Source organism: Variovorax sp. 20P10.2.4 (genome assembly GCF_058244205.1).
Map to the genome: position 1 here is coordinate 1 of NZ_JBZAYE010000808.1, position 2,857 is coordinate 2,857.

Consider the following 2,857-nt stretch of genomic DNA (forward strand, 5'->3'; position numbering starts at 1 on the left):
GCTCAGCCGCGCCACTGGCGCAGCAGCTCCCGCGACTCCATCACCAGCCCGAGGTGCAGCGAGACCATCGCGAGCGCCGCGCTCTCGAGCCGCGTGTCGGTGCCGCGCACCAGGTCGCGCAGCACGATCACGCGGTAGTTGTGGTTGTTGGCGTCGAAGGCGGTGTTGAGCACGCAGCAGTCGGTGAAGCCGCCATCGAGCACGACGGTCTCGATGCGCTGGTTGCGCAGCAGGAAGTCGAGGTCGGTGGGATAGAAGGCCGAGAGGCGCCGCTTGCTGTCCACGCGCAGGTCGCCGGGTTCCACGCGCGTGACCCACTCGGTCCACTTCGAGCCCTCGAGGGCATGCGCGTCGGCATTCGGGATCTCGCCCACGTGCAGCGGGAAGGTGCGCCGCCAGGCGGCCGGAATGCCGCGCAGGTCGTCGCTGCCGTCGGGCCGCAGCACCGACTTCACGTGCACGATACGCACGCCGAGCGCGCGCGCTGCGTCGTGGAAGCCGTCGATCGGCGCCACCACCTCGCGCGCGCGCGGCGCCGGGCAGGGGCAGGCGGGATCGTCGTCGAGGTGGCCGCGGTGCATGTCGATCGAGACCACCGCGGTGGTCTTCGGATCGAGGTAGTCGGCGAAGCGCGCCGCCTCGAGCTCGCGCGGCTCGTCGTAGACCCAGGCCTTCAGCGTCATCTTCTTTCCTCCCGCACATAGGCCTGGCCGAGGGCGCCGGGCTCCTCGTCGGCGCCGCGCCGCGACAGCGCCACCCAGACCATCACGCCGAGCGTCACCGCGTAGGGCGTCATCATCACGAAGTACTGCGGCAGCCGAACGCCGGCCGCGGCCAGTTGCGGGATCAGCGCCTCGATGCAGCCGAACAGCAGCGCGCCCACCAGCGCCTTCCACGGCGACCAGCGCGCGAAGATCACCAGGCCCACCGCGATCCAGCCGCGCCCGCCGGTCATGCCCGCGATCCACAGCTTGGTGCTGACCACCGAGATGTAGGCGCCCGCCAGGCCCACCAGCGCCGAGCCCGCGAGCACCGCCGCGAAGCGCCAAGCCGGCACGCGGATGCCGGCCGCGTCGGCCGCCTGGGGGTTCTCGCCCACGGCGCGCAGCCGCAGACCGGTGGCGGTGCGCGCGAAGAACCAGGCCACCGCGCCGAACAGCGGCAGCGTGAGCCACACCATCGCGTTCTGCTCGAACAGCCGGCCCACGACCGGCAGCTGCGACAGCGGCCACAGCCCCATCGCGCCGATGCCCTCGGTGGCATGGTTGGTCCACCCGGCCAGGCTGCCGACCAGCGCCGTGAGCCCCTGGCAGAAGAACACCAGCGCCAACCCGGCGATCACCTGGTTCACGCGCAGCCAGATCACCATGACCGCGAACAGCACCGACACCGTGGCCGCCGCCAGCATCGCGAGCGCCAGCGACACCGCGGGCTGGCCGATCGCGATCTGAGCGCCGATGCCGGCCAGCGCGCCGACCAGCATCAGCCCTTCGGCGCCGAGCGAGAGCACGCCCGCGCGTTCGCTGAGGATCAGGCCGAGGGCGGCCAGCGCATAGGGCACCGCGAAGTCGGGCGTGCTCGCGAGCCAGTTGAGGATCACGCCGCCGTTCATGGCGCGGTCTCCGTGCCGACGCGGCGCAGCCGGTGGCGGATGAAGAAGTCGCTCGAGGCGACGCACACCACGATGATGGCCTGGATCAGCTGCACCATCGAGAACGGCACCTGGTAGAACACCTGCAGGCTGCGCCCGGTGACGAACAGCGCCGCCACCAGCAGCGCCACCACCGTGGCCGCGAGCGGGTTGTTGCGCGCGAGGAAGGCGATCAGGATGCCCGAGAAGCCGTAGCCCTGGTAGAAGGCCTGCGTGAGCCGGCCCTCCTGGCCCGCGGCGACCGCGAAGCCCGCGAGCCCGGCCATCGCGCCCGACAGCAGCACCGCGCCGTAGATCGTGCGCCGCACCGGTACGCCGTTGGCATGCGCCACGCGCGGGTTGGCATCGACGAAGCGCAGGTACAGGCCCGCGCGGCTCACGCCCACCAGCCACCAGGCCAGCAGCGCCACGATGCCCGCGAGCAGGATCGCGCTGCCGATGCCGGCCCCGAGCTCGGGCAGCCGCTCGAAGGCGCGGAACTGCGGCGAGTAGGGGAAGCTGTCCTTCGGATCCTTCCAGGCGCCGTAGACCAGGTGCAGCAGGAAGTTGGCCGCCATGTAGTTGAGCATCAAGGTCGAGATGATCTCGTTCACGCCCAGCCTGAGCTTGAGCCAGGCGGGCCCGAGCACCCACAGCAGGCCGCAGCCGATGGCGGCCGCGAACATCAGCGGCAGGCGCAGCGGCTCGGGGCCGAGCTGCCAGATCGAGACGGCGGTCGCGCCGATGGCGCCCCAGATCATCTGGCCCTCGAGCCCGAGGTTCCAGAAGCGCGCGCGAAAGGCCAGCGAGCCCGCGAGGCCGACCAGGATCATCGGCGCGGCCTGGAACAGCACGGCGCGGAAGTTCTGGCCGTCGAGGAAGGTCTGGGTCACGAACTCGTTGGCGAGCTCGTCGGCCGGCACGCCCGCGGCCACGAGGATCGCGGCCGAGATCGCGAAGCCCGCGGCCAGCGCGGTCGCGAGGATCAGCGCCTGCCAGCGCCAGGCCATGTGCTGGCGGATCTCGAGCGCGTAGCGGCGGCGTGCCAGCGGCTGCACGCGATGCGGTGCCGTGCCGCGCGCGGTGTCGGGGGCGAGCGCGGCTTCAGCCATGGTCCACCATCGCCTGTCCGATGGCCTGGCGGTCGGCCGGCTGCGCGAACTCGCCCGCGATGCGGCCGCGCGTCATCACGCCCACGCGGTCGGCCAGCTGCAGCACCTCGTCGAG

The 2,857-nt window shown here is 72.0% G+C and carries 3 protein-coding genes; all 3 read right to left on the bottom strand.

Going from position 1 to position 2,857, the window contains the following annotated elements:
* Nucleotides 1–2: 2 nt before the first annotated feature.
* Genes AC27VN_RS37865 through AC27VN_RS37875 form a run of 3 tightly spaced genes read right to left on the bottom strand, consistent with a single transcriptional unit; the run spans nucleotide 3 to nucleotide 2,742 of the window.
* On the bottom strand, nucleotides 3–677 hold the full coding sequence (locus AC27VN_RS37865; protein WP_490879988.1) for a cysteine hydrolase family protein: 675 nt from the start codon (nucleotides 675–677) through the stop codon (nucleotides 3–5).
* Nucleotides 678–679: 2 nt separating this feature from the next.
* Nucleotides 680–1,612: an ABC transporter permease gene (locus AC27VN_RS37870; RefSeq protein ID WP_490879986.1), complete on the bottom strand. Its 933-nt coding sequence runs from the start codon at nucleotides 1,610–1,612 to the stop codon at nucleotides 680–682.
* Nucleotides 1,609–2,742, bottom strand: a complete 1,134-nt coding sequence (locus AC27VN_RS37875; RefSeq protein WP_490879987.1) for an ABC transporter permease — start codon at nucleotides 2,740–2,742, stop codon at nucleotides 1,609–1,611. The genes AC27VN_RS37870 and AC27VN_RS37875 overlap by 4 nt, the downstream gene beginning before the upstream one ends.
* Between the last annotated feature and the right edge of the window lie 115 nt (nucleotides 2,743–2,857).